This window comes from Microbacterium sp. (assembly GCF_032084865.1).
Lineage (GTDB): Bacteria > Actinomycetota > Actinomycetes > Actinomycetales > Microbacteriaceae > Microbacterium.
The window spans coordinates 1-5,685 of sequence record NZ_DAMDLU010000167.1 but is presented as its reverse complement, the minus strand read 5'-3'; the positions used below and the strand labels follow the sequence as shown (position 1 = coordinate 5,685).

General features: G+C 69.2%; 4 protein-coding genes. 1 reads left to right on the top strand and 3 read right to left on the bottom strand.

What is annotated here, in order from left to right; genetic code table 11:
- Window positions 1-473 precede the first annotated feature (473 nt).
- From RT309_RS13475 to RT309_RS13465, 3 genes are all read right to left on the bottom strand, one after another.
- The gene (locus RT309_RS13475; protein WP_313357832.1) at window positions 474-1,892 is read right to left on the bottom strand and encodes an aminopeptidase P family protein; all 1,419 of its coding nucleotides are present in this window, start codon (window positions 1,890-1,892) and stop codon (window positions 474-476) included.
- Window positions 1,893-1,979: 87 nt separating this feature from the next.
- Window positions 1,980-3,479 (bottom strand): S8 family serine peptidase, encoded by a 1,500-nt coding sequence (locus RT309_RS13470; RefSeq protein WP_313357830.1) that lies wholly within the window; start codon window positions 3,477-3,479, stop codon window positions 1,980-1,982.
- Between the two features lie 116 nt (window positions 3,480-3,595).
- A complete protein-coding gene (locus RT309_RS13465; protein WP_313357828.1) occupies window positions 3,596-4,618 on the bottom strand; it encodes an endonuclease/exonuclease/phosphatase family protein in 1,023 nt (340 codons plus the stop codon).
- A gap of 54 nt (window positions 4,619-4,672) precedes the next feature.
- Here RT309_RS13465 and RT309_RS13460 point away from each other — a divergent pair, with 54 nt between their 5' ends.
- On the top strand, window positions 4,673-5,551 hold the full coding sequence (locus RT309_RS13460) for a PHP domain-containing protein (protein WP_313357826.1): 879 nt from the start codon (window positions 4,673-4,675) through the stop codon (window positions 5,549-5,551).
- Window positions 5,552-5,685: the final 134 nt, after the last annotated feature.

Sequence of the window (5,685 nt, the reverse complement as noted above, 5' to 3'; positions counted from 1 at the left end):
CATGACTCAATTGTGCGAGAGACCACCGACATTCGAACAAGAATACGAACGTGAATCGCGAACAAAAGATAACGAAGAGATAACGAAAGATGATACTGCGGATCCGCGTGAACGTCCGTGATGGCAGCGGTCGACTGGCCGGCCCGCAAACGCAAGCGCACGACGGCGCATGAGGTCGCAGGAAGGTCGATCCTCGCCGGCTACAGGGCGATACGAAGGTGCCTGCAGCCGGCGACGAGACCGAGAGCGCGCTCCATGGCGCGCTGGGTCAGCGACCTCAGCTGTTCGGCGGACCTGCCGGCGGCATCGCGTCCCGACCCGAACCGACCGATTGCAGCCACCTCGTATGCGCTTTCAGCGCGTGCAGCACCGCCAGTCGACCATGTACAGCGCCGCGACGACGATCGCGAGCAAGACCACCCAGGTGATCAGCACGAGCAGGAGATGGACTCCCGAGAACCCGACTCAGCCGCTCAGCCCTTCAACCGCGCGATCCACGCCTCGACGTCCTCGACCGTGCGCGGGATGTCGGCCGACAGGTTCTCGGCGCCGTCGGCGGTCACCAGGATGTCGTCCTCGATGCGCACGCCGATGCCGCGCAGCTCCTCGGGCACGGTCAGGTCGTCGATCTGGAAGTACAGACCCGGCTCGATGGTGAAGACCATGCCCTCTTCGAGCACGCCGTCGTAGTACATCTCGCGCCGCGCCTGCGCGCAGTCGTGCACGTCGATGCCGAGGTGGTGCGACGTGCCGTGCACCATGTACCGGCGGTGCTGGCCGCCCTTGTCTGCATCGAGCGCCTCGTCGGCGGTCACCGGCAGCAGGCCCCACTCGGCGGCACGCCGGGCGATGACATCCATGGCCGCCTCGTGCACCTCGCGGAACCGCACGCCGGGCTTGGCGACGGCGAACGCGGCATCCGCGGCCTCGAGCACGACCTCGTACACGCGGCGCTGCACATCCGAGAAGGTCCCGTTCACCGGCAGGGTGCGGGTGATGTCTGCGGTGTACTGGCTGTCGACCTCGACACCGGCGTCGATCAGGATCAGATCGCCCGGCACGACGGCGCCGTCGTTGCGCGTCCAGTGCAGGTAGCAGGCGTGGTGGCCGGATGCTGCGATCGTGTCGTAGCCCTCCCAGTGCCCGTCGCTGCGGGCGCGCTGGTGGAACACGCCCTCGACGATCCGCTCCCCGCGGGGGTGCGCGATCGCGCGGTCGAAGTCGCGGATGATGTCGTCGAATCCGGATGCCGTGACCGCGACGGCATGGCGCATCTCGGCGATCTCGTACTCGTCCTTCACGAGGCGCAGCTCCGACACGAAGCGGGTGAGGTCGTCATCCGCGTCGACGACGAGGTCGTCGTCCCCGGCGAGGAACGCGTTCACGTGCGCGGTCGCGACATCGAGGTCTGCCGCGACGCCGGCGAGCGACGGGCGCGGCCCGATCCAGAACTCGCCGATCGTGGCATCCGAGTAGAACTCGCTGGTGGTGCGGTCGGCGCGCTCGCGGAAGTAGAGGGTGATGTCGTGACCGTTCTCGGTCGGCTCGAAGACGAGCAGCGAGTCGGGCTCGGACTCGTTCGCCCACCCGGTCAGGTGCACGAACGCCGAGTGCGCGCGGAACGGGTAGTCGGTGTCGTTGCTGCGCTGCTTGAACGAGCCGGCCGGCACGACGAGTCGCTTGCCGGGGAAGGCCGCCGAGACCTTCGCTCGACGGGCGGCGGCGTACGACGCCTGGGCGCGCGGCGCGGGCATGGATTCGGGGCGATCGGCCCATCCGGTCGAGATGGTGTCGAGGAATCCGCGGGGGAACGGCTGCTTGCGTGGGTTCTTCTCCGCTGCGACAGCCTCGGCGGGGGTCTCGACGGCGGCGTCAGTCTCTGCGCTGGTCATGCATCCATCCTCTCACTCCTGATCGTCGAGAACCCCGGGTGATCGTGATGATCGCCCGGGGTTCTCGGCCGCCACGAGACGGTCAGATCACTGCACGGCCTTCAGCGCGTCGACGATGCCGTAGCCGTAATAGCTGTTCAGTTCGGTCGTGCCCTCGCACGCAGCGCCCCTGTTGCTCTGCGGCGGCGAACACGGGGTGGCCGTCGCGTCCGCGCGCAGCTTGTCGACCATCTGCGCGGGGGTCAGCTCGGGGTGCACGGACTTCATCAGCGCGAGGACTCCGGCGACGTGCGGCGAAGCCATCGACGTGCCGCTCTTGTACGCCCAGCCGCCGGGGACGGTCGACGCGATACGCGAGCCGGGGGCCGCGACGTCGATCTGCCCGAGGCCGCGGTTCGAGAACGACGACAGCTGGCCGGACTCGGTGAGGGACGACACGGTCACCACCCCGGGCAGCTGGGCGGGCAGGTCGAGGCATCCCGAGTTGATCGTGCGCGCCACCGGCTGCGGTGCATCGTTCGGGCTGCCGTTGTCGACCGTGTTGGTGCTCAGATCGAGCGCGGAGTTGCCGGCCGCTGCGGCGCTGACGACGCCCTTGTCAGCCGACCAGTTCACCGCACGCCGCACGGCCTCCTGGACAGCGCCCTGGTCGGCCTGGTCGGCACACCAGAACTCGAACGGATCGACGTAGTAGCTGTTGTTGGTGACGTCCATGCCCTGCTGCGCGGCCCACATGAAGCCGCAGATGGCGTACTCGGGGTAGATGTACCCGTCATCGTTGACGACCTTCACCGACGCCAGGCGCACATTGGGCGCGACGCCCACGATGCCGACGCCGTTGCGTGCCGCGGCGATCGTGCCGGCGACATGCGTTCCGTGGTCGGACGTGGTCGGGTACCAGCCGGTCGCGGACTGGTCGGGGCGACCGCCGACCGTGCAGTCGACCGAGTTGGCGACGTCGATGTTCGCCTTGAGGTCGACATGGTCCGGGTCGATGCCCGAGTCGAGAACGCCGACCAGCACGTTGCGGCTGCCGTCGGTGACGAGATTGGCCTGGTCGGACTGGATCATCCTCATGTCCCACTGCAGCGACGTGTACTGCTCGCTGCCCGATCCGGGGATCGGCGTCGACGGCTCGTCTCCGTTGACCGGCTTGTTCTTGCCCTGGTTCCAGCCGGACGACCCGGGACCCCACGGCACGCCCGGGCCGGTGACCTTGTCCTTCACCTCGGCGGTGCGCGTGGCGCCGACCGACGAGACGACGTTCTTGCCGGTGACCCTGATGGCATCGCGGAACGCCGCGCGGTCGGACTGCGCGACGATCACGCCGATCTGCGGCCAGCTCTGCACGACCACGCCGCCGGCGGCGACGACCGCCTTCTCGGCCTTGCGAGTCTGGCCGGGATTCGCCTGCCCGATGTTGACGACGTAGCTCATGACGGTGCCGTCCGGCGGCAGGATCGGCACGGGGGTGGAGGGCTCGGAGGTGGCAGCGGTTGCGCTGAGTCCGCCCGCCAGGACGAGTCCCAGCACGGCGGCGGTGCCGACGATGCTGCGCAGCGTTCGGCGTCTGGATGGGGGAGTCATGACGGCCTTTCATCTTCGGAAGACCGGCTGTGAGCCGGGAGGGGGGACCTCCCGTCCTTTCTAGCGGCGGCTCACGGCAGATTCAACGAGTTCGCCAAGACGACTCTCAGACTCGCTCAGCGGGCCGGCTCGAGCTGGGCGACCAGAGCCCGGTGGTCGCTGCCACCCGACTCGTCGAGCACGAGCGTGCCCGTCGCCTTCCATTCCGGGCTCGACATGATGTGGTCGATCGGCGCGCCGGCCAGGCGCGGAAGGCCGGCCGGCCACGTGCCGATCATGCCGTTGCCCGTGCTCGCCGCGGCATCCGCACAGCGTCCCATGGTGCCGCCGTCGGTGCCGAACGACGCCATGTGATCGAGTGTCGCGTTGAAATCCCCGGCGAGGATGAACTCGCCCTCGGGGCACTGGTCGGCGATCCACTCGAGATCCGACCGCCACTGCGGCATGGCGTTCTGGCGAGGTGCCACCGCGTGCACGGCGACGATGGTGGGACCGGTGCCGTCGACGGGCATCGCCACGGCGCTCGGCACCGCTCCGGTGTTGCTCGACCCGTCCCGCGACGAGTCGATCACCGAGTACTCGCCGAGGTCGGCCGAGATCAGGATCGTCGTCTGCCAGGCCTGCGGTCCGTCGGGCACGTCGGGGTGGATGTTCACGTGATGCACCCACATCGGGCGGCCCGCGTCGCGCACCATGATGGCGATCTGCTCGCCGACCTCCTCCGACGTCTCCGGCAGCGAGACAACATCGATCTGCTGGTCGGCGATGACTCCCGCGATCGTGTCGGCCGACACGGCGGCACCTGCGGTGTTCCACGAGAGCACCCGCACCGACTCATCCGTCTTCTGCGGCAGCGCGTCCGACCCGAAGCCGCGCACCGCGCCCACCACACCGTTGGCCCCTGCGCCGAGCAGCGCGATGATCAGGATCGACGCCGCGAAGCCGCGGAGCGGCCTCGCGAAGAGCAGCAGCGCTGCGACCAGCGCGACGCCCAGAAACGCGCCGGCGAGGGCCGCCCTGGAGGCGATGATCTGAGTGATCGGGAAGGTCAGCTCGAGCCGGAAGAACTGCGGCCAGACGAGCACCGCCGTCGCGATGGCGAACAGCGCTGAAAGAAGGATCCCGATCAGACGTAGCATCGCCCGAAAGCCTAGGGGAGTCGGCTGTGACGGCCCTGGCGGTACGCTCGGATCATGACCTCAGGCGCCCCCTCCCGCTTCTCGGGGCCGAGCGACCTGCACCTGCACTCCAACCATTCCGACGGCACCGAGACGCCGACCGAGGTGGTGCGCCAGGCGCACGCGCACGGCATCCGGACGCTCGCGCTCACCGACCACGACCGCACGACCGGCTGGGCTGAGGCGGCAGCGGCGGCGTCCGAGCGGGGGATGACGTTCCTGCCGGGCATGGAGTTCTCAGCACGGCAGGACTGGCGCAGCGTGCATGTGCTCGGCTACCTCTTCGATCCGACCGATGCCGCGCTCGCCGCAGAGGCCGAGCGGATCCGCGCCGATCGGGTGGGGCGGGCCGAGCGGATCGTCCGCAGCATCGCCCGCGATTACGACCTGCGCTGGGACGACGTGCTCGAGCAGACGACGGCGGATGCCACCGTCGGCCGTCCGCACATCGCCGACGCGCTCATCGCACGAGGCCTCGTCGTCGACCGCACCGAGGCGTTCGAGGGGATCCTGCACCCGCGCAGCGGCTACTACGAGCCGCACTACGCGCCCGATCCGCTCACCGCGGTGCGCCTGATCACCGGGGCGGGCGGAGTGGCGATCATCGCGCACCCGGTCACGAAAGGCAGGGATCGGATGCTGCCCGTGCCGTTCCTCGAGCGGTTGATCGCCGAGGGACTGGCCGGATTCGAGATCGACCACCGCGAGAACACCGAGCCGGGCAAACGAGAGCTGCGCAGGCTCGCGGCCGAGCACGACCTCATCGTCACCGGCTCCAGCGACTACCACGGCATGGCCGGCAAGCCGAACCGTCCGGGCGAGAACACCACCTCCGACGAGATGGTCGCCCGCATCATCGCCCGCGCGAGCGGGAGCGAGCCGATCTACCCGTAGCTCGCGCGGGAGCCGCGCGTCGCTCTCGGCCGTGCTGGTCACGCGGGTGCACCGGCCGCGCGCACCCGCCCCGCACATGACCGAGGCCCCTCCTGGCGAGCAGGAGAGGCCTCGATGTGCTGACCGCGCGTCAG

Excerpts from the sequence above, each read along its gene's own strand:
- RT309_RS13470 (WP_313357830.1), bottom strand. The coding sequence starts at position 3,479 with ATGACTCCCCCATCCAGACGCCGAACGCTGCGCAGCATCGTCGGCACC.
- RT309_RS13465 (WP_313357828.1), bottom strand. The coding sequence starts at position 4,618 with ATGCTACGTCTGATCGGGATCCTTCTTTCAGCGCTGTTCGCCATCGCG.
- RT309_RS13460 (WP_313357826.1), top strand. The coding sequence starts at position 4,673 with ATGACCTCAGGCGCCCCCTCCCGCTTCTCGGGGCCGAGCGACCTGCAC.
- RT309_RS13475 (WP_313357832.1), bottom strand. The coding sequence starts at position 1,892 with ATGACCAGCGCAGAGACTGACGCCGCCGTCGAGACCCCCGCCGAGGCT.